The organism is Bdellovibrio svalbardensis (assembly GCF_029531655.1).
Taxonomy (GTDB): Bacteria; Bdellovibrionota; Bdellovibrionia; order Bdellovibrionales; family Bdellovibrionaceae; genus Bdellovibrio; species Bdellovibrio svalbardensis.
In genome coordinates, this window is sequence record NZ_JANRMI010000003.1 from 353,860 (window position 1) to 371,882 (window position 18,023).

The 18,023-nt window shown below is 47.1% G+C and carries 18 protein-coding genes; 4 read left to right on the forward strand and 14 right to left on the reverse strand.

Annotated elements, in window-relative coordinates; translation table 11 throughout:
• Positions 1-88: 88 nt before the first annotated feature.
• The 6 genes from NWE73_RS11795 to NWE73_RS11820 form a co-directional block, all read right to left on the reverse strand.
• Positions 89-1,189: a hypothetical protein gene (locus NWE73_RS11795; protein ID WP_277578530.1), complete on the reverse strand. Its 1,101-nt coding sequence runs from the start codon at positions 1,187-1,189 to the stop codon at positions 89-91.
• The gene (locus tag NWE73_RS11800) at positions 1,186-2,601 is read right to left on the reverse strand and encodes a CFI-box-CTERM domain-containing protein (protein WP_277578531.1); all 1,416 of its coding nucleotides are present in this window, start codon (positions 2,599-2,601) and stop codon (positions 1,186-1,188) included. The genes NWE73_RS11795 and NWE73_RS11800 overlap by 4 nt, the downstream gene beginning before the upstream one ends.
• Before the next feature lie 86 nt (positions 2,602-2,687).
• Positions 2,688-3,707 carry an aspartate-semialdehyde dehydrogenase gene (locus tag NWE73_RS11805; RefSeq protein ID WP_277578532.1) on the reverse strand — a complete coding sequence of 340 codons (1,020 nt, stop codon included), beginning with the start codon at positions 3,705-3,707 and terminating at the stop codon, positions 2,688-2,690.
• Positions 3,691-4,563: a CDP-diacylglycerol--serine O-phosphatidyltransferase gene (pssA, locus tag NWE73_RS11810; RefSeq protein WP_277578533.1), complete on the reverse strand. Its 873-nt coding sequence runs from the start codon at positions 4,561-4,563 to the stop codon at positions 3,691-3,693. Before pssA ends, NWE73_RS11805 begins: the two co-directional genes overlap by 17 nt.
• Positions 4,564-4,572: 9 nt before the next feature.
• Entirely contained in the window at positions 4,573-5,142 is a 570-nt protein-coding gene (locus NWE73_RS11815) for a diacylglycerol/polyprenol kinase family protein (RefSeq protein ID WP_277578534.1), read from the reverse strand.
• A 184-nt stretch (positions 5,143-5,326) separates the two neighbouring features.
• Positions 5,327-5,881, reverse strand: coding sequence for a hypothetical protein (locus NWE73_RS11820; RefSeq protein WP_277578535.1), 555 nt, complete (start codon positions 5,879-5,881; stop codon positions 5,327-5,329).
• Between the two features lie 115 nt (positions 5,882-5,996).
• Here NWE73_RS11820 and NWE73_RS11825 point away from each other — a divergent pair, with 115 nt between their 5' ends.
• Positions 5,997-7,028, forward strand: a complete 1,032-nt coding sequence (locus NWE73_RS11825) for an immunoglobulin domain-containing family protein (RefSeq protein ID WP_277578536.1) — start codon at positions 5,997-5,999, stop codon at positions 7,026-7,028.
• A 48-nt stretch (positions 7,029-7,076) separates the two neighbouring features.
• On the opposite strand, the gene NWE73_RS11830 is transcribed toward NWE73_RS11825, so the two are convergent.
• On the reverse strand, positions 7,077-7,481 hold the full coding sequence (locus NWE73_RS11830; RefSeq protein ID WP_277578537.1) for an ExbD/TolR family protein: 405 nt from the start codon (positions 7,479-7,481) through the stop codon (positions 7,077-7,079).
• Positions 7,482-7,483: 2 nt separating this feature from the next.
• Entirely contained in the window at positions 7,484-8,113 is a 630-nt protein-coding gene (locus NWE73_RS11835) for a MotA/TolQ/ExbB proton channel family protein (RefSeq protein ID WP_277578538.1), read from the reverse strand.
• 78 nt (positions 8,114-8,191) lie between these two features.
• Between NWE73_RS11835 and NWE73_RS11840 the strand changes: the two genes are divergently transcribed.
• On the forward strand, positions 8,192-10,015 hold the full coding sequence (locus NWE73_RS11840) for a sulfatase-like hydrolase/transferase (RefSeq protein WP_277578539.1): 1,824 nt from the start codon (positions 8,192-8,194) through the stop codon (positions 10,013-10,015).
• Here the strand turns inward: NWE73_RS11840 and NWE73_RS11845 are convergent.
• Genes NWE73_RS11845 through NWE73_RS11870 form a run of 6 tightly spaced genes read right to left on the reverse strand, consistent with a single transcriptional unit; the run spans position 10,012 to position 16,866 of the window.
• Complete coding sequence (locus NWE73_RS11845) at positions 10,012-10,692, reverse strand: hypothetical protein (protein ID WP_277578540.1); 681 nt, start codon at positions 10,690-10,692, stop codon at positions 10,012-10,014. The two genes, NWE73_RS11840 and NWE73_RS11845, sit on opposite strands and share 4 nt — an antisense overlap.
• Before the next feature lie 2 nt (positions 10,693-10,694).
• On the reverse strand, positions 10,695-12,758 hold the full coding sequence (locus tag NWE73_RS11850; protein WP_277578541.1) for an FHA domain-containing protein: 2,064 nt from the start codon (positions 12,756-12,758) through the stop codon (positions 10,695-10,697).
• Positions 12,758-13,939 carry an FHA domain-containing protein gene (locus NWE73_RS11855; protein WP_277578542.1) on the reverse strand — a complete coding sequence of 394 codons (1,182 nt, stop codon included), beginning with the start codon at positions 13,937-13,939 and terminating at the stop codon, positions 12,758-12,760. The genes NWE73_RS11850 and NWE73_RS11855 overlap by 1 nt, the downstream gene beginning before the upstream one ends.
• Positions 13,936-15,588: an FHA domain-containing protein gene (locus tag NWE73_RS11860; protein WP_277578543.1), complete on the reverse strand. Its 1,653-nt coding sequence runs from the start codon at positions 15,586-15,588 to the stop codon at positions 13,936-13,938. Before NWE73_RS11860 ends, NWE73_RS11855 begins: the two co-directional genes overlap by 4 nt.
• The gene (locus tag NWE73_RS11865; RefSeq protein WP_277578544.1) at positions 15,575-15,925 is read right to left on the reverse strand and encodes a DUF192 domain-containing protein; all 351 of its coding nucleotides are present in this window, start codon (positions 15,923-15,925) and stop codon (positions 15,575-15,577) included. Before NWE73_RS11865 ends, NWE73_RS11860 begins: the two co-directional genes overlap by 14 nt.
• Complete coding sequence (locus NWE73_RS11870) at positions 15,925-16,866, reverse strand: type II secretion system F family protein (protein ID WP_277578545.1); 942 nt, start codon at positions 16,864-16,866, stop codon at positions 15,925-15,927. Before NWE73_RS11870 ends, NWE73_RS11865 begins: the two co-directional genes overlap by 1 nt.
• Here NWE73_RS11870 and NWE73_RS11875 point away from each other — a divergent pair.
• Positions 16,865-17,452: a Maf family protein gene (locus NWE73_RS11875; protein WP_277578546.1), complete on the forward strand. Its 588-nt coding sequence runs from the start codon at positions 16,865-16,867 to the stop codon at positions 17,450-17,452. The genes NWE73_RS11870 and NWE73_RS11875 overlap by 2 nt on opposite strands.
• A gap of 24 nt (positions 17,453-17,476) precedes the next feature.
• Positions 17,477-18,022, forward strand: coding sequence for a hypothetical protein (locus tag NWE73_RS11880; RefSeq protein WP_277578547.1), 546 nt, complete (start codon positions 17,477-17,479; stop codon positions 18,020-18,022).
• Position 18,023 lies beyond the last annotated feature (1 nt).

Here is an 18,023-nt window from a genome sequence, read left to right on the forward strand (position 1 = left end):
ACAAAGAACCCACGCCGAAAAGGTACCTGCTTCTTTTTCGGAAAAAGTACCTGCTTCTTTCTCCGAAAAAGAAGCAGGCACTCCTGGCTTAGTAGTCGACGCCGATTCCTAGGGTGATGATATTTGAGGTAAAGTCTAGATCCTCGTTAAAGGTCTTTAGGTAGCGGTACTCGGCGGTCAGCCAGAGATTCGAGATGCCATATTCGTTGCGAAGCGTGAAGGCTGTGTTGCGATCGAAAGCGGAGACGTTGAACATCATGCCTCCGGCGCCGTAAACACCCGGGGTTCCGACAGCTTTTGGAGCGGTATTATCGTCACGAACTTCGGCGACAGGGATGTAAGTGCCTCCGCCTGAGATATACGGAGCAAGCCATTGATGGCTGGTCCACTCCAAACGATAAATTCCACCCAAATTAAGAGGGACAGCGATAAAAGTGTATTTCTCCTTCGACTCTGTGCCATTCAAGGTCCCACAGTTGTCGCAGGCAAAGCGTCCTCTTCCTTGCTCAATCAAGAAACCCACACCAGCCTGAACTCCCAAGCGACCGAAAGAAGTGAACGGCTGCCACTCAAAATCAAACATAAAAATTGGAACCGGCGAGCCATGATACATAGTCACGAAGTTTGTTGTTCCATCTTTAGAAACAATAGTGGGAGCATCCATTGTTCCAATGCGGAAGGTTCCGGTTTTATTATAAGCGCCACTGTCTTTGGTTTTATAGACGTAGGTTCCATCTTTCTCGATGACGAGAAGACCTTTGGCGGCTTGTGGGTGATGAATGTATTCAACGCCTCCCTTAGGAGACTGCCGAACAACTTCACCATATTGGATTTTTTTAGCAGGCTTCACTTCCACCACAGGACTGACTGGAATCACCGACGGCTCTTCTTCAGCCGTGAGGTTTTTCCCGCCCGCCTCCGGAACTTTTTCGTTCAGATTGACCGTGCTTTCCTCTTTTTTGGGCTCAGCAACTTGAACTGGAGCCGTAGGATTCGGTTCCGCACTTTTGATTTCATCTTCAATACTGAGCATTTCATCGGTCGTACCAGACTCTGCCGGAGTATCGAACTCGTTTTCATCCTGAGTGTAAGGTGGCTCTTGAGGTGCAGACTCTTTCGGCTGGGCGTGCGCCGTTTGCAAGGATGCCAATGTCATCATTGCTGCCAAAGAAAGCTTTAGAGATCTCACAACTCACCTCGGACGTTTCTTCCCAAAATCAATCGACGGTACAATTCGAAAACAGTCACGAAAGCAGCCATCATAATCAACAGACTTATCCAGAATCCAAAGGCCACACTCATGCGTGCAAATAAGAGTAGCGGCCACAAAGCGGTGCGCACAACGATCTTGGCCGTTTCATTGCCAGCAATCAGTTCTGCATACTTAGGGCTGTACTTGTAATAAGTCTTTACAAACTTTTGCCCCCACGAAAAAGGCAGCAAATATTTATTTCTGAAATCACGGAAAGACTGAACTTCCGGAGCCATATCACTGCCGAAAGCGGCTGTCGCAATAAAGCAGTGCTTATCATCCAACAATCCCACCACAGGCTCTGGCGTGGTACACAAAGTCGAGGCATCAACAGCCGTCGCCGGTGCGACTGCATTCGTCGCAGTCGGAGTATAAAAAGCGATCAGACCCGTCTGGTCCTTACTTGCCATAACCATGCAATACCGAGATCCATTGGTCAGGCCATCGATGCGATTGTCCGCCAGAGGATCTCCACCAAGTGTACTGACGGGCAAGCGAACGCTTGGAGAAGCATTCGTGATTCGCGCCACAGTTGCCGCATCATCAGCATCTGAAGAGTTTTGAATTTCGTAGAAGAACACAGCGCTTTGGTAAGTCGATCCAGAGTTCGGTGTTGCAGGGAAACTTGTTGAGACGGCCAAGGCATCCGCGTAGATCTTTTTATCCCCTGGGAACACCGTGAAATGACAGAAGCCGACGTTGATTGTATTTGGATCAGGATCCGTAGGACAGTCGACATAGTTCCACGATGTATCCGCCGCCGTTGCTTTTGCATAGCGAGTGACAATTTTCACCAACATTGAATCCGTTGTCGTCGTACCGCTGCCAACATTTTCAAATGCAATATACAAATCATGATTCAAATCTTTAGAGCAATCTGTCGTTGGATTTGAGGGAATGTTATTGCAAAGATCTTTCCATGAAACCGTCACCGTGAAGCTGGTCGCGCCAGCTCTCCAGCTTGTAGTTCCAACAGAAGTTCCCGTCGAACCACCCATTTTAACAGTTGGACCGGTGGTGTTCGAAGGATTCGTAATTGTCGCGTTATCGATATTGACGACAAGCTGTAAAATAGTGTCTGGAGAAATATTATTTTCATTACAAGGGATCAGACCCGTTCCGCTGACCAAGTTCCCATTGCAGCTATTGCAAGTACTCGAAGTCGTGTCAGCGGTGCAGGTACCAGCAAAGCCCCCATAGATGATGGGCTTCTTGGTATCTGTAATATCGATTGCAGAAGCTCCCGAAGACTGACTGTACGTAAGCGTGGCAAAGGCATTTGCCGAGAACAGCAAAACCAATGACGCAATTACCGAAGAGGATAGCTTCTTTTTCGACAAACCTAACATATCCAATATCGGACCATTAGTCGGGGCCGTTGTCAAAAAAACCCACGAAGGTGGGGCATCGCCAGACCTTCGTAGAGCCTCTTTAGTTAGCTATGAAAGATCTTTTCGGCGATTTGAATTCCATTAAGTGCGGCCCCTTTGCGGATGTTATCTGAAACAACCCACATCAACCACATCTTTGGATCTTCGGGATCACGATGAATACGGCCCACATAGACAGGATCTTCACCTGAAACTTTATGCGCCAAAGGGTAAACACTCTTCTTAGGATCGTCTTGAACAACAATACCTTCGAAGTTATGGAGTGCTTGCAGGACCTGTTCACGGTTCGCTTCGTTTTTCAGTGTGACCCAAACAGATTCGCTGTGTGCGTTCAATGCGGGGATGCGCACCGTGAAAGCTGACACTTTCAACTGAGATTGACCCAAGATCTTGCGCGTTTCCTTCATGATCTTCACTTCTTCACTGCAGAAGCCATCATCATTGAACGAACCGATTTGAGGGATGCAATTGAACAAAATCTGATGAGGGAAAGTTTTTGGCGTATGAGAAGCCGCCGGGTTCGACGTTTGATTCATCAACTCATCGTGACCGTCTTTGCCCGCACCGCTCACCGCTTGATATGTGCTAACGCGCACTTCTTCCAGACCAAACTTATCCAAAAGCGGTTTCAAAGCGACAACCAGTTGGATTGTCGAACAATTGGGATTGGCGATAATTTGCGGTTTGGAATCTTTATTGACCAAGTCCCCATTCACTTCGGGAACGATCAAGACTGTATTGGGATCCATACGGAAGGCCGCGGAATTATCAATGGCAAAAGCCCCTGCTGCCACCGCTTTGGGAGCCCATTCTTTAGAAATGTCATCTCCAGAAGAGAAAAACACCAGGTCCAAGCCATCAAAACAGCCTTCCTTAAGAACTTGGCAGGGCCAAGCAGTGCCTTGCAATTCAATTTTTTTACCAAGGGAGTTTTCAGAAGCGAAAGGGCGAAGCTCCGCAATTGGGAACTCGCGCTGAGCAAGGATTTCCATGAAGGTTTGGCCGACCATTCCGGTCGCGCCAACCACACCGACTTTAAGTTTGTCTTTAGGACTTCTTTTCATCTTTCTTGATCTCTTCTTCTTCCTCTTCCTCGAGGACTAGATCGCTCTCGTGAACTGCTGCTGGAGCATAGACACTTGGTTTGATCTTGCGAATATTTTTACCAAGCTTGAAGACACCGAATACGGCACCCAAAGCCGCGTAACTCATAAACAAGACAAACAGCATAACTTCGGGACGAAGAGCTACGACAACCAAAACACCGACACCGAGGATCAGGTAACGGAATGGAAGACGCTCTTTCAAATCCAAGTCTTTGAAGCTGCGGAACCGGAAGTTGCTGACCATCACGATGGCCAACAAAATTGTCATGATCAAAAGACCGTAATTTCCCATTGGCTCTAGTTCCAAATCCTGGAATGCCAATACGGAAGAGGCCACAATACCCGCCGCCATTGGAATTGGCAGACCTTGGAAATAGTTTTTTTCAACAACGTTTGCTTGCACGTTAAAACGCGCCAAACGCAAACCACCGCAGGCTACGAAAAGGAAGCACGCCACCCAGCCCAAACGACCAAAAGGCTGCAGCGCCCACAAGAAAAGCAAAACGCCTGGAGCCATACCGAAGCTGACAAGGTCGCAAAGAGAATCGTATTCCGCACCAAACTTACTAGTTGAGCGAGTCAAACGCGCCAAACGACCATCGAGTTGGTCAAATACGGCAGCAACTACGATCGCGTAGGCAGCCCAAAGATAATTACCTTTGATTGATTGAATAACCGCAAAGAAACCGCAAAAAAGATTTCCTGTCGTCATCAAGTTAGGAAGAATGTAAATGTACATTGCCAAGCGCTGAGCGCGAGCATCTTCAGTTTCTAATTGTGCCTGTGTATGAGAATGTGTGTGTTCTGTAGCCATGTCGGAAATCTATCCGACAATGGCAAAAAATCCAAAGAAATAAAACAAGATAGATATACCAACGGCGCTCATCAGAGGAAGGGTCAAATTATCGTCAAGTTTACCAATAGGAATCAACTCTGCGAAAGCTCCCACCAAACCAGCAAGAAGACTTACAACGATAAGACGATCCGTTAAATAGTTGTGAGCTAACAAGTAAATCAGCGTCAAAGCGGTGCAGACAAAGAATGCTGCCATGAAGCCTTGAATCGACTTGTGGCCAAAGATTTTATCTTTGCCATACAAGATTCCAAAATAACTGGCGATGGGATCTGCAAAAGCCAAGAACAATAATGTCAAAGCCACCACAGGGCGTGGGAAGAGAATATCCACTAGCAAGACACCTGAAAGAAGATAGGTTGTACCCGCTAAGTTTCTAGCCTCGCTCTGGCGCATAATAGGTTTGAACGCATGTAGAACCCAATCGTTCAAAGCTGGATATTTTTGACGCAAAAAATCGAATGGAACAAAAAGACACCAAGAAATTGCAAGAATCGTCATCGACACTGCGGGCGGAAGGTACACGTAGGCCAAAAACATGCTGAAGACTCCAGACATGTGCCAAATTTTCCGAGCATAATGAATGTCAGAGCGCTTCTTAAGATCCACGATATGAGTTAGTCCTTCTAATATCATCCGGCGCTAACTTAAAGGCTGGATGCGCGAGAATCAATTTAATTGATCCTACTCTAACCGATCGCATTAAGAATGTGATATTATTAAATTAAATCTTTGTCGAATGAACGCGGACAATCTCTTCAACTGATTTTCCCGAGCGTTCACGATAACGAATCGCAATTTCGTTCTCTCCGCTCTGCAGTTGAATAAGGTCTGTTTGATATTTATCAGCGCCGCGCGAAAAAATAGATGCGGTGTAGCCATTACTTTTATTAATGATCTCCACGTCACCTTCTTGCAAACCCTTTACGCAGTTTTTCCCTTGAAATTGAACAAAGGCACCGCGAATCGAAACGGTTTGAGCAGCTTTTTTTGAACAGTTCAAATCAACCTGTGTGAATTGTTCCAACGCAGAACCCACTTTGTGGGTTGTCACAGGAACACTCGCAGGCACGCGCGAAGACGATGATGCCAACGTGGACGCCGAGGCCACTGCAGACTCCGCCGGAAGCATTTCTTCTTCCGTCAGGCTTAAAAAAGTACGTGCTCCCAAAAGGAGAACCAGCACCAATGTAACTGCAATAAATTGAATGTCTGAAGCTTGGCGTTTGAACATGATGTTCTTCATCGGATATTCATTGCAGGACTTTAGCTGTGTCATTCTGAGAATTGTCGACCAATTTCTAAACACCGTCTTAAGTATAGCTAATCAAATACCGATAATTGGTCTAGAGCCGGCACAGCCGTTGCTCTACTAGTTCTCGGGGGATGAACTTATGTCAGCACGTTTTCTCAAAAGGAATCGCAAACTTGGAGCTATGGCAGCGACTATCGCCGCTATGACTGTCACGATTGTGAGCTTTCAGAACTGCGCACCTCCTGCGAATTGCGGAAGCAGCTCCAGCGGCTGCTCTACAGATAGCTCCTCGACTTCAGGCTCGGGCAGCACCGGATCCAGCGCGAAATCTCCTTATCAAAATAACAGCAATCTGGTCATTGGTGGTGGCGGTTCTGGCGGAACTAGCACCAGTGGAAGCGGCAGCAGCGGCACGATTGTCGTTGGTGGCGGTGGCTCATCTGGAAGTGGCTCATCAACTGGCGGAAGCACCTCTTCTGGTGGAGGCACCGGCACTATCGTTGTTGGCGGCGGTGGGGCAACCAGTGGCAACGCTCTAAGCATCGCAAAGCAACCGCAAAGTCTTTCCGTGTATGAAAAAGCGGACTTCAATTTTGAAGTGTCTGTTACTGGCGGGAAATATCCTTACACTTATCAATGGTATAAAGACGGCTCTCCGGTGACCAGCGGCCTCGGAACTTACGCATTCTATATGGACAATGCAGATCGATGGGCGAAAGAGGGTGTTTACTCTGTGACCGTCAAAGATGCGACGGGATCTGCGGTGACCAGTCAGTCTGTGCGCTTGGGAATTATCGAACCAACGACGGGTTGTGCCGCGGGTTCTTATTTCACTTATACTAACGGCAACTACGACCAGGCCTATGGATACTTCCCTCAATACTTCGATGGTCCTCGAGGTAAGTTTATCATTCACTCAAGTTACGATACGATGAACCTGTTGTATCAATTTGCCGGTTATGCCGGATTGAAATCCTGGAGTTTCCCGGCGCTGGCACATTTGGGAAAAGCCACGCTGTCTTGTGAAGAAACGATTCCAAGAATTCAATCGCCCACAAATTGTTATGCTTATACAGGCATCGTGACCTTCGAATGCCACAATAATAAGTTAAAGATGATTTCTAATACTTGTGTTCGTGGGGCTTATGAATGCGGGGGCGGCGGCCGCTAGAGCTTGCGAATCTGACTGCCGGATCTTCCGACAGTCAGATTGCTTGATTTACTTTTTATCAATGCTGATAGCGAACTTCTTCACACCAGCACTTTTCACGATATCCAAAAGACCGACAACCTTCCCGTGCGGAACGTCTTTATCCGCAGAAATGATCGCCTGAACTTCTGTATTCTTTGCCACTTCTTCCAAAGCTTTAGCTTTCACAGCCTCTTCAGATACAAAAGTGCCATTTAAATTAATACGTCCATCCGCAGTTAATGCGATATTGAGCTTGCTTGGAGCGGTTTGATCGCCGCTTGCAGCTTTTGGCAGATTCACGTTGATCGTTGGCTTGATAAACATCGGAGCCGTCACCATGAAAATGATGAGGACCACCAGGATGATATCGACCAACGGGACAACGTTAATGTCCGCTATGGCGTCGTTATCTTGTCCCGATTTCATTGCCATGATTAAACACCTTTTTTCTTAGCATAAGCGAGGCAAAGCTCTTTTACGCTATCAAGACTTTGGAAGATGCTGCGCACTTGTTTGCTATAATAGTTGTAGAAAATAACTGCAGGGATCGCCACGAAAAGACCTGCTGCGGTTGCAACAAGGGCCATTGAGATGCCCGCCATAACTGTTTGCTGACCCGCCTCTGGAGATTGGGCCAAGTCATTAAAGGCTTTCATGATCCCCAAAACTGTACCAAACAAACCTACGTAAGGCGCATTGGAACCCACGGTCGCCAAGAAGTTCAAATACTTCTCAAGCTCAGGACGCTCCGTCAGAGCAAATGTATTAAACACTTCCTCAAGGCCTTTACTTCCAGAATCTCTCATGTGTTTCATCGCGTAACCAGCCGCACGCCCCTCTAAAGAATTTGGATCTTTAGAAAGATCTTCAACGTCTTCCAAACTATTGCTTTGCAACGCCAGCTTGATGCGGGCACGGACTCTTTGAGACTCTGCAGATACTTTTTTAAGAGCAAAATATCTTTCTAGAATCATCCCAATGCTCAAAACGCTGAGAAGAAGCAAAAGCCACAAGACCACTTGGTCCGCCAGATGAGCCACTGAGAATATTTTTTCCGCAAGCATGATGTGAAATCCTCCAAATCTTTGACCTAATATAACTATTGAGCCATTATCTCTAGATCGTTCACACATGGTCAAGGTATGCAGAGAATCATTTTAACGTTCACCCTTATTCTACTGAGCTTAGTCCAGCTTTCTTGTCAGACAAATGACAAGACGTCGATCCTATTGATTGCCGTTGACGAGCTTTCAGTGGCGGACGTCAATTGCAACCAAGAGCAAGGGGCGGGCTCTCGCAGCGGCTTCCATTTACTTTGCAAAGAATCTGTCCGCTTCACCCATGCTTACACTCCATCGACTTTGAGTGTACCCACTTTGTCATCTGTGCTGACTGGACTATATCCTTTCCAACACAAAGTTCGCCACAACGGAGGTCCAGGACTGGCAGCAGAAGCGGACTTGTCATCTGAATTGGCTGTGCGAAATGGCTACCGCACGAGCTTCTTTTCCGGGGGCGCACCAGTTTTTCGCAAATCTGGATTAAATCAAGGCTTCGAGCTTTTTGACGACAATATCGTCCCCAATTTCAATAGTTTTTTCCGCCCTCTCAAAAAAACGTCCGCGCAGTTCCTTCAGTGGCTCAAACATGATGCCGGAAGCAGTCCATTTTTTAGCATTTTGTATGCGCCTGATTTGGCTTACACCACAACAGTAACAACCACGGATCTGGGCGAAACACGCAACCTGAGCTTTGAAAGTCAGGTGGATGAGTTCGACGAAAGCCTTTATGACCTGTTGAAACAACTGAAAGAGCAAGGACGCTGGGATAAAACAACGGTCATTCTTGTGGGTCTGAGTGGTCACAATGTCGAAGAGCGATCCGGCGAGTTGTCCACGACAAACCTGCACAGTGAGAACACCCAAGTTGCTTTGCTTATTAAACCTGCCCAAAGCAAAAAGCGTGATGAAGCCATTTACTGGAAGATCGATCAAAATGTCAGTCTGGTTGATTTAGGCAGAACGCTTTATGATCTCCTCGGCGAAACCAACTTGGATGGAGATAATTCGGATTTTCCAAGTCACTCACTCTTTGGTGTCTTAAAAAGTCCCGTGGCTCATTGGCCCGAAGATCGCACTATTTTGGTGGAATCCGGTTGGGCCGCATGGCGCAACGCTGGCCCTATGAAAACGGCTGCCATCTCAAACCATGTTCTTTATATCAACGATGAAAAGCCAAAACTTTACAACACCCTGCTGGACCGTTTCGAAGTAAACCCTCTGCCGCTGCTGCAAGAGAGCATTCTTCCGACAACCACCAAACTGCAAGGTCTTCTTCGTAAGTATCAGTTTCCCGCTTACATCGATCCCAATTCTGAATGGATGACCAAAATGAGTCTGCCCTTCTCGCGTTGGATGAGAGCGGATCAAGAGGCCCTTTTACTCCGAGACCTCAAGCGCCTTAGCAACAATCAGCCTCGCAGTTTGGACCTCTTGAATTGGACCGCCCAAATTGCATTGAATCAAAAAGACTGGGATACACTCAAGAACCTGGGTACTAAAAATAAGATCACGGTCTGGCAGTACGTTGGCGAGAAAAATTTAAATATCAAAAACGCAAAAACCTCTGATGCCTGTCTGACACTTCTGACTATGAAGGAACTGGAGTCTTCTTACCTCAAGGAGTGTGGCGATCCTTTGTTCTTGGAATTGATTGATTGGTTGCGTGCAGATGTGCGTGGACTTTCGAAAGAAACACAAAGAAAGAAATTTGAAAGATCATTTAAAAACTACATGCTCGATCAGGAAATCCAAAGAGCTAATATTGCGATGGGTCTGACCTGGGATACTTCACGAGATAACACCTTTGCCCCTTCTCGTGTCGAACTCGCTTTGCATTTGCCTGAACTCGCAAAAGTCCGAGCCCAGGCTTACAAAGCCTTAGCTACAATTGACGAAGAAGATTAGACCGCTACCAGGCCTAGCCAGAATGGCGTGTTGGGTGATTCTTGAATCATGCGATTGGTGATATCACCCAGATCTGCTTGATAAGCATCACGAGTCCACAAAGAAGTCGCGACCGAAGGACAAGCTAGCAAAACAAGCTGATCCCCTTCCCGCACGTAAGTATGACCACATTGTATACTGCAAGTTGGATCCAACCCTAATAGTTGTCCTGGCAATGGCGGCAAGGACCCCACAGTCTCCGTCAACTCACTGGAGAGATCCACACCCATAGAAAGAGGCTGTAGCTTTTGACGATTGCGCTGAAGAAGTAAGCTTGGACAGCCAACTTGCGCGTAAGCCACTTGTGGGCCTCTTTTAAAAAGCGCCAGGATTTCCACACCGGAAAAATACTGCGTGCGATTTTCACTGCGGTAAAGCATGTCGTTCGCAATCAGGACAGCTGTTCTGACGTAATTCACTTCATCCGTCAAACAGGTTAAGAACTCAAATGGAGAGGTCACCTCAACATCGGCTTTCGCGGCATTAACATACTTCACAACTTCATCCAGAGCGCGTTGTGCATGCTCGGGCTGCCCCCAAGAGGTGGCAATCACAATCAGTGATCCATCATCCTCTGAGTGAATCAGTGGTTTGGGACGAAGAACTTTTGTGCTGTAAGATCGTTCTTGCAACTTCATAATTACAAAGCCCCGTATTTCTTCAACTTGATGTATGCCTTTTTGTAGTACTCACCATCTGGAATATCGAGATCCAAAATTTTCTTCCACTTATCCTTCGCACCCGCTTTGGCTTCGCCACCTTCGACGTTACCAAAACTTTCCTCCAAGATACCTTCTTGGTAGATGGTCATCATCTGCTTGCGCAGTTCAGAAGTATAACGCTCCATCTTCGGGATCAATTCATCGTTGGTCGGATCGACCTGGCGTGCTTTGCGCAATGCCAAGATCGCACCTTTTAAATTCTGCGACTGATACAATTTGTCAGCTTCAGCTTGATAGCTGGCTGTCTTGGTGTTCATCATCTGGCGTATCGCTGCAATATTTCGTTGCGACTGACCTTTCAGACCACCTGGATCTGGAAGTTTCGAGCCGACAACCTTTTCATAGCTGGCGATCACGTCCAGCGGGTTCTTCGCTGTCTTATGAACGGATTGAGCTTTTTCATAGATCGACTTCAACTTGGCAACTTGCCCCTGATAAACAGCCCGCTCTGCCGCTTTGGCATCACGCTGTACAACAATGGCCTGTACTTGCATTTTCAAGTCGTTGATCTTCGGATGATCAGGGTTGAACTGCATCACAGAGCTTAAGCACTCATCCATCTCTCCTTCAGTAATAGAAGGATTGATCTTCTTTTGGCATTCAGCCACCTGCTTAACAATTTTTTCTTCTGCCTCTGCTTTTGACTTTTCAATTTCTTCCTGACGACGCTGCTGTTCTTGAATGAACATCGCCTCTTTTGAAAGACGTTCGATCTCTTTCAAGTCTTCATAGTCTGCAATCATCTCACGAATCTTTACGATTTCGTCTTGAGCCAACTGATACTTACCCGCCATATACAGATTCTTCGCGTCTTTATAACGTTGACGAACCAAGGCCTGTTGCTCGGGCTTCAACTTCGCAAAAGCTTCTTGAGGTGATCCCGGAGCGGCAGGACCAGCCGTCGGCGTGGCCGGCTTTGGAGCTCCATCATTTTTGTTTCCGCTAAAGAGCCAAGCAAGCAAAACAACGGCCACCGCACCAATCAGAATTTTCGGACGATGCTTTTGAAAGTCAAATTTGCCTGAAGCTGCAGCGGGTATCCCCATCTGCGGATGTGGCATGCCTTGCTGATAATTCGGCTGATATGGCATCGGCGCCATGCCACCCTGATAAGGCATCAACTCATGCGAGCCCTGCTGTTGGTACTCCATCGGCAGGATATCTTGTGATACCGGAAGCAATGGACTTGGGGGAGCGATATTCACCATTTCCAAACGACTTTGGAAATTGGAATCATGCAACTCAAAGTAAAGATAATTCTCCAAGACGGTGATCGCATCACCACTTTTAATGGCTGTGGGATCTGAGGAAGAAATCGGGCTGCCATTGACCAACGTGCCGTTTACACTGCCCAAGTCAATAATATGAAAATTAGATCCTGCTCTGCGAATTTCAAATTGGCGCCGGCTGACGCGCTGATCGCGAATTTGGATATGACAGGAAGGTTCACGCCCGGCAATCCATGACTCCCCGGCATCCAAGCGAATCATTTCTTTTACTTCATTGCCGCTATCGACAATTTTTATGTAAGCGGCCGTCGGGGCAACTCCAATGACAGTTTTTTCCTCGCCGCCAAAGTCATCACCACCATAATCACCGGCAGAGGTCACCGCTGGCGGATAAGCCAAGTCACCACCAGCTTCCATGCCAACACCCGCCATCGGGGCATCGGCGATAGGGCCTACATCGGCCGTCATTAAGAAATCAAATTCATAGGGAGGAACGGTAAAGGCAGACCCGTGATCCAAAGAGAACTGCTGAACCTTCTCGCCATTTTTGATTACCTCACCATAACGAGAAATCACTTCCACGGTCCAAGAACCATTTATCTTCGACAACTTGAAGTGTTCACGTGAAATTCCCTTTTCAGGTTGCAAAACGATATCACAATCTTCCTTGCGACCAGCTACATAAGCACGATCGTCAGCAAGAGCGATATCATAAACTGTTTTGCCACGAAGGCGGACTTTCAGGCGTGCCATTAGAATCTCCCAGCCTCTACGTTCAAACTGCATTCTTCGTAGTACTGTTTAGCTTCTTTAAAGCTTGGATCATCTTTACGATTCTGAAGCATTGTCATAACGTTTGAATAATTCGACTGACACATACGCCAGTTTCTTTTTTCTCTATAGCGATTACCCTGGATCATATTAAATTTCACTAACTCATCGAACTTAATTTTAGATAAATGGAAATACCGTTTCGCCAACTCATTGTCCGGATCAAGATTCAGAACCACCTGGAAAGCTTCGCGAGCACGCGCATACTGCCCTTGTTGGAAGTCCCTAAAGCCGCGAACAAAGTTTTCTTGAGCGCGACGATATTGAACAGAGTCGTACTTGTCTTTTTTAAGTGTCGCCAATTCCTGCGTACGCTTCTCTGCTTCCGCCACGTCTTGCAGTGAAATGGCAGAGGTACGAATGGCGTTAGGATCTTTTGCATTTTTATTTTTTGATCCTGACAAAAAGAACCATCCAACCAGGCCCACGATTGCAATAATACCGTAGAAGCGCACCTTTGGATTCTGTAACAGGCCACCACCAGAGCCCACCGCGCCACCCATTGCTGGACCCGCGTGAGGAGCTTGATAGCCACCATAGTTCATACCGCCATTATTGTGCGGCATTCCCGGCAATCCACCCGCTTGAGGCATAGATGGCGGCATCGACTGCTGAAAGGCCGGGATATGAACTCCCTGCGCCTGCGGCGTCGAAGGCATCTGCGGCTTGGGTGTAAAGACCGGAGCTGGAGTCACTGGCGTAAATGGACTGGAAGGTCTTGCTGCCGGAGTCAAAGGCGAAGGCGCAGGAGCAACCGGCGTCGAAACAACCTCTGGCAAATCGGCAATGAAGCGAATCTCTGTGTCACCAATTTGAATCACAGAGTCTTTTCTTAAAACCTCTGATTGAACACTTTCCCCATCCAAAAGGATGAAGTTCTTGCCACTTAAATTCACAACTAAGAAATCCGAACCACGCTGTTTGATTTCAGCATGCTGACGACTCACACGTGGATCGCTGGAAAGAACAATGTCGTTCTCTGGACCGCGCCCAATCGTGGCACTGCCCTTTGTGAAGCTCAGACGCAGACCAATATGCGGCCCTTTCGTCACTTCAATTTCAAATTTCAATCCATCCTTCACGTTCGGAGCCGCACTCATCATGAGCCTCCGTCAGTTGGTGAAACCGTAATCAGATAATAATCGACATCAGATGGTGATGAACTCATTGCCTGACAACTGAGAATGCATAAATGACCACTGAATTCGAGCTGATCTGTATGAATCACTCGAGAGTTCTCACGACTTTTTCCAACCAAATGCTCAATGTTCTGTTGAAGAGCGGCATCAGGAATGGCCGTGTACATCTGTCCCAGAAGAGCAGACAACTCCGAGTGTGCGACTTGAGCAAATGAAGGACTGCAGGCAATAAGTCGCCCGTCTTTAGCGATCGCAACCGCCGGGAATCCTATCATTTGCACCAGGTTTTCGGCTTCGGCATCTTTATTTACAAAGTTGCCACCAGCCCCACCCTCATCACGGGCACCGTTCACATAACGAGTCAGAAGACTGTTGATATTGCCAATCAAAGCCTGCAACGGAGGGAACATAAAGTCCACTTCGGTGCTGTCTTTCTTCTCTCTCATGGCTACGTCCAACTGCGAGTTCAAACTGGCAATAGGATATTCAATAAGCTTGTACATAAAGAAGAACACCAAAAGTCCTACGAGAGTGGCGATCACCAATGTCTGCATAAACAAACTGATCGCGCGGCCGTCATCAAAGGCCAAACTTCCGATATCATAAAGTACAATCGCATGAGCTTTAACCGACTGCTCACCCGTATTTGGATCGAACAAACCAATCGGGAAGCTGGCACCTATCGTAGATGAATCCACTTCCACGGATTGAGGGCGCATTTCACGACGAGCCACATGCACGAATGGCAAATCCGGAGTCGTTCCCGCGCGAGTCGCCGGAGCCAGGATCATACCGTCAGCCTGCTGCACGATGAGAACTTGTTTCACACCGTCTTCGGACTCTGCCTGATTCGTCGTCAAAGTAGAAAAACTATTTTGCAATAAAGCCGATTGATTCATCGTCGCCACAGTCCGTGCTATCGAAGCCGCGCGACGTTTACTTTCATTGATGATGCTCGCTCTGGAAATAGCCACCATCGGAATCATCGACAACAAAGTCGTCATGAAAATGAATAGAACGACAAAGCCCAAAAGGACCATTTTAAATTCAATATACGTTGGAAGCTTGTAGACTCCCGGCAAGGCCACTTTGTCGATATAGTCCATGACTTTATCGACGACCGCCTTCATTCCGCCAGGATGGTACGCTGGTGCTGGAGCAGGTCCTGCACCAGCAGCCGCGCCGGGCATTCCCGCCATGGGCTGAGGCATACCTTGAGTGTACTGTTGCTGTTGATACATTTGCGGAGGCATCTGCGGAGCCGCTCCCCCACCATAATAAGGGGTTGGCGCTTTTTGTTGACGAGGTGCCTGAGCTCTCGCATCCGGAGCCGGAATCACGTCTGCCAATACATCATGAATGCCCAGCTTGTCGCCAAGTCTCATGATTCCCGTTTGCATGCGGATTCCGTTCAAGAATGTACCGTTGCTTGATTTCAAATCCGTGATAACAATTTTTTCTTTATAAACCGTCACTTCGGTATGCTCTTTAGACACACCTGCACTGGTGATTTTAATATCACAAGTCGGAGCGCGACCGATCACATTGCGCCCCATCTTCAATTCCAAAATTTGACCGGCTTGAGGGCCGGTTAAAACCCTAAGTGCCCACATAGAGTTGATCTCCCACGCTGATCTTCAACTTGCTGCTGGTTCCAGAGGCCATCTCAATAACTGAACTTGCACCCCACACCGGAGGTACCAAGCGCCAAGGTTTAACATCTTGATAAATGGCTTTCACTTTCAAACTCTTATCTACAAATACGCAATCAATAGAGAACTGCATAAAACAGGTATGGATGCTGTTGCAGCGATGGATCCACATAGCCTGGTCTTGAGCAAGCGACTTTCTGCCCAAAAGACCTTTGCCACGAGTCCAGAAAGTTTTTGCAACCTCCAGATTCCCGATCAGCGTGCTGTTTGTAGATTTATTTCCTAACACTGCCATCATTATTTTCCGCCACCATACATAAATGAAACTGCCACCGGACCAAACACCATGATGAAAACCGCTGGCAAAATAAATATCATCAACGGGATCAAGATGGCTTGCGAAGCTCGCGCTCCGGCCTTCTCTGCTCTCACGAAGCGTTCAAGTCTCATTTGTTCTGACTGATCCTTTAAAACCTGGGAAATACTTGCTCCTGTCGATTCAGCATCGACCAAAACAGCCACGAAGCTCGTGATCTCGTTCATATCCAAACGCTCAGCCATCTCTTTCAAGGCCTGAGTTTTAGAAGAACCGATCTTGATATCTTTCAAAACAATGCTGAATTCATCTGCCAGGACGCTGTCAGAGTTCGCCGCCTTATCCACGATTTTTTGAATCGCCGAGAAGAAATCTAAACCTGCTTCCACTGACAAGGCCAAAAGATCGATAAAGAACGGCAAATCCGCGCGCACTGAAAGCTCACGCTTTTTCTTTTCGCCCTTGGAGTGAATTTGCGGCAAATAGAAACCAATGAGACCCAACCCCAGACACATGAAAGGCGAAAGCCCCAATTGCAACGAGAAGTTCATGATCAGCAAGAAGATCGGGAACATGATGCCCCAAAGAAGTTGCAATCCAATGAACTCATCCTCATTCAGTTCCGCAGAAAGGCCCGACGTCTTGATAAACTTACGAACTTTTTTGCGATACTTCTCACTACGCACTCTTAAGGCATGTTGCAAAGTGAATTGATGCACCAACGGACGAGAGAAATTGATAATAGGGTTTTTAGATTTAACAGGCTCATCGTTATTCGCCCACGACAGTTGCGCTTTGTCTTTATTGCTGGCAAAGATCGAGCTGACAAATAGGAAGACCGCCACTCCTGCGAGCAGCAATCCTAGAATGAGCATTAACTCTGCACTTCCCATTTTCGCCTCTTTGTGTTCAAGTGAACTCATGATGCCGATCAACCAAAAATTAATTCTTGCATCCGAGTCACCACGCAGAAGACAACTTCTTGCCGAAGCTGGTTTTTCATTCGACGTGGTTTCAGTTAAAGTATCGGAAATTCCTGACAAAAACCTGAATGTAAACGATCAGATTTTAGATATCGCCAGACGTAAAGCGAGGCAGTCTTATGCAGATCTAAAGGCCAGTCGAAGCGATGAGTTTATCGTCCTATCCGCCGACACCGAGGTCATTTGGGAGGGGGCTCCCCTGGGTAAGCCTCAAGATCGCAACGATGCCTATAGGATTTTAAAACTTTTGTCTGGAAATGTTCATGAGGTGCTGACCGCAGTATGTATGATCAGCTCACCTTCAGGTCGAGAGCTGTCTCAGGTTGAGACGACAAAAATATTCTTCAAAAATCTGACTGACAATGAAATCTGGACCTATATTGATACAAAAGAACCCATGGATAAGGCCGGAGCCTATGGAATTCAAGGTCTTGGGGGCAAGTTTGTGGAAAAGTATGAAGGCCCTTTCGATAATGTGGTGGGTCTTCCGATAAGTGTAGTACGGGATCTCTTGGCGAAATTTTAGTCCCCCACAGAGAGGGTTCTAAAAATGAAAGAGTACGATTTAAATTTTTATTTCGACGACAACCTCCAAGAAGTCGCCACCAACCCTGGCGATATGGAACGTTATGTCCACGAACAGAAAATCGCTCTTTCCACCGCGCAAAATCCCCTCGACCGAGTGAAAATTCTGGGTGAGATCGGCGTTTATTTAAGAATCCTGCGCCAACTTTCAGAGGCTCAAGACTATTTGCTCAAATCTTTGGAAATCATTGCTCGCCATCAAATGGAACTTCATCTGAAAGTGGGCCAACAAATACGCTTGGCTCATGTGTACCAGTGGCAGGGGCAGTTCGAATTGAGTAATTCGATGTTCGAGGAATTATTGAGACTATCCAAGACGACCGATCTTGGATATTTGCATGATTTCATCTGGCAACATGCCGGAAAAAACCACTTTGATCAGCTGAACTGGAAAAAAGCCCACGACTGCTTTCAAAAAGCACTCAAACTTCGCGAACTCCGCAAGGCTCCTGCAGAGCAAATTGAATCCTCCCTTCAGTCGATTCGCGCTACTTTGCAAAGAATGAATTAAA

Excerpts from the sequence above, each read along its gene's own strand:
- NWE73_RS11800 (WP_277578531.1), bottom strand. The coding sequence starts at position 2,601 with ATGTTAGGTTTGTCGAAAAAGAAGCTATCCTCTTCGGTAATTGCGTCA.
- NWE73_RS11805 (WP_277578532.1), bottom strand. The coding sequence starts at position 3,707 with ATGAAAAGAAGTCCTAAAGACAAACTTAAAGTCGGTGTGGTTGGCGCG.
- pssA (WP_277578533.1), bottom strand. The coding sequence starts at position 4,563 with ATGGCTACAGAACACACACATTCTCATACACAGGCACAATTAGAAACT.
- NWE73_RS11815 (WP_277578534.1), bottom strand. The coding sequence starts at position 5,142 with ATGTTTTTGGCCTACGTGTACCTTCCGCCCGCAGTGTCGATGACGATT.
- NWE73_RS11820 (WP_277578535.1), bottom strand. The coding sequence starts at position 5,881 with ATGACACAGCTAAAGTCCTGCAATGAATATCCGATGAAGAACATCATG.
- NWE73_RS11825 (WP_277578536.1), top strand. The coding sequence starts at position 5,997 with ATGTCAGCACGTTTTCTCAAAAGGAATCGCAAACTTGGAGCTATGGCA.
- NWE73_RS11830 (WP_277578537.1), bottom strand. The coding sequence starts at position 7,481 with ATGGCAATGAAATCGGGACAAGATAACGACGCCATAGCGGACATTAAC.
- NWE73_RS11835 (WP_277578538.1), bottom strand. The coding sequence starts at position 8,113 with ATGCTTGCGGAAAAAATATTCTCAGTGGCTCATCTGGCGGACCAAGTG.
- NWE73_RS11840 (WP_277578539.1), top strand. The coding sequence starts at position 8,192 with ATGCAGAGAATCATTTTAACGTTCACCCTTATTCTACTGAGCTTAGTC.
- NWE73_RS11845 (WP_277578540.1), bottom strand. The coding sequence starts at position 10,692 with ATGAAGTTGCAAGAACGATCTTACAGCACAAAAGTTCTTCGTCCCAAA.
- NWE73_RS11850 (WP_277578541.1), bottom strand. The coding sequence starts at position 12,758 with ATGGCACGCCTGAAAGTCCGCCTTCGTGGCAAAACAGTTTATGATATC.
- NWE73_RS11855 (WP_277578542.1), bottom strand. The coding sequence starts at position 13,939 with ATGATGAGTGCGGCTCCGAACGTGAAGGATGGATTGAAATTTGAAATT.
- NWE73_RS11860 (WP_277578543.1), bottom strand. The coding sequence starts at position 15,588 with ATGTGGGCACTTAGGGTTTTAACCGGCCCTCAAGCCGGTCAAATTTTG.
- NWE73_RS11865 (WP_277578544.1), bottom strand. The coding sequence starts at position 15,925 with ATGATGGCAGTGTTAGGAAATAAATCTACAAACAGCACGCTGATCGGG.
- NWE73_RS11875 (WP_277578546.1), top strand. The coding sequence starts at position 16,865 with ATGATGCCGATCAACCAAAAATTAATTCTTGCATCCGAGTCACCACGC.
- NWE73_RS11870 (WP_277578545.1), bottom strand. The coding sequence starts at position 16,866 with ATGAGTTCACTTGAACACAAAGAGGCGAAAATGGGAAGTGCAGAGTTA.
- NWE73_RS11880 (WP_277578547.1), top strand. The coding sequence starts at position 17,477 with ATGAAAGAGTACGATTTAAATTTTTATTTCGACGACAACCTCCAAGAA.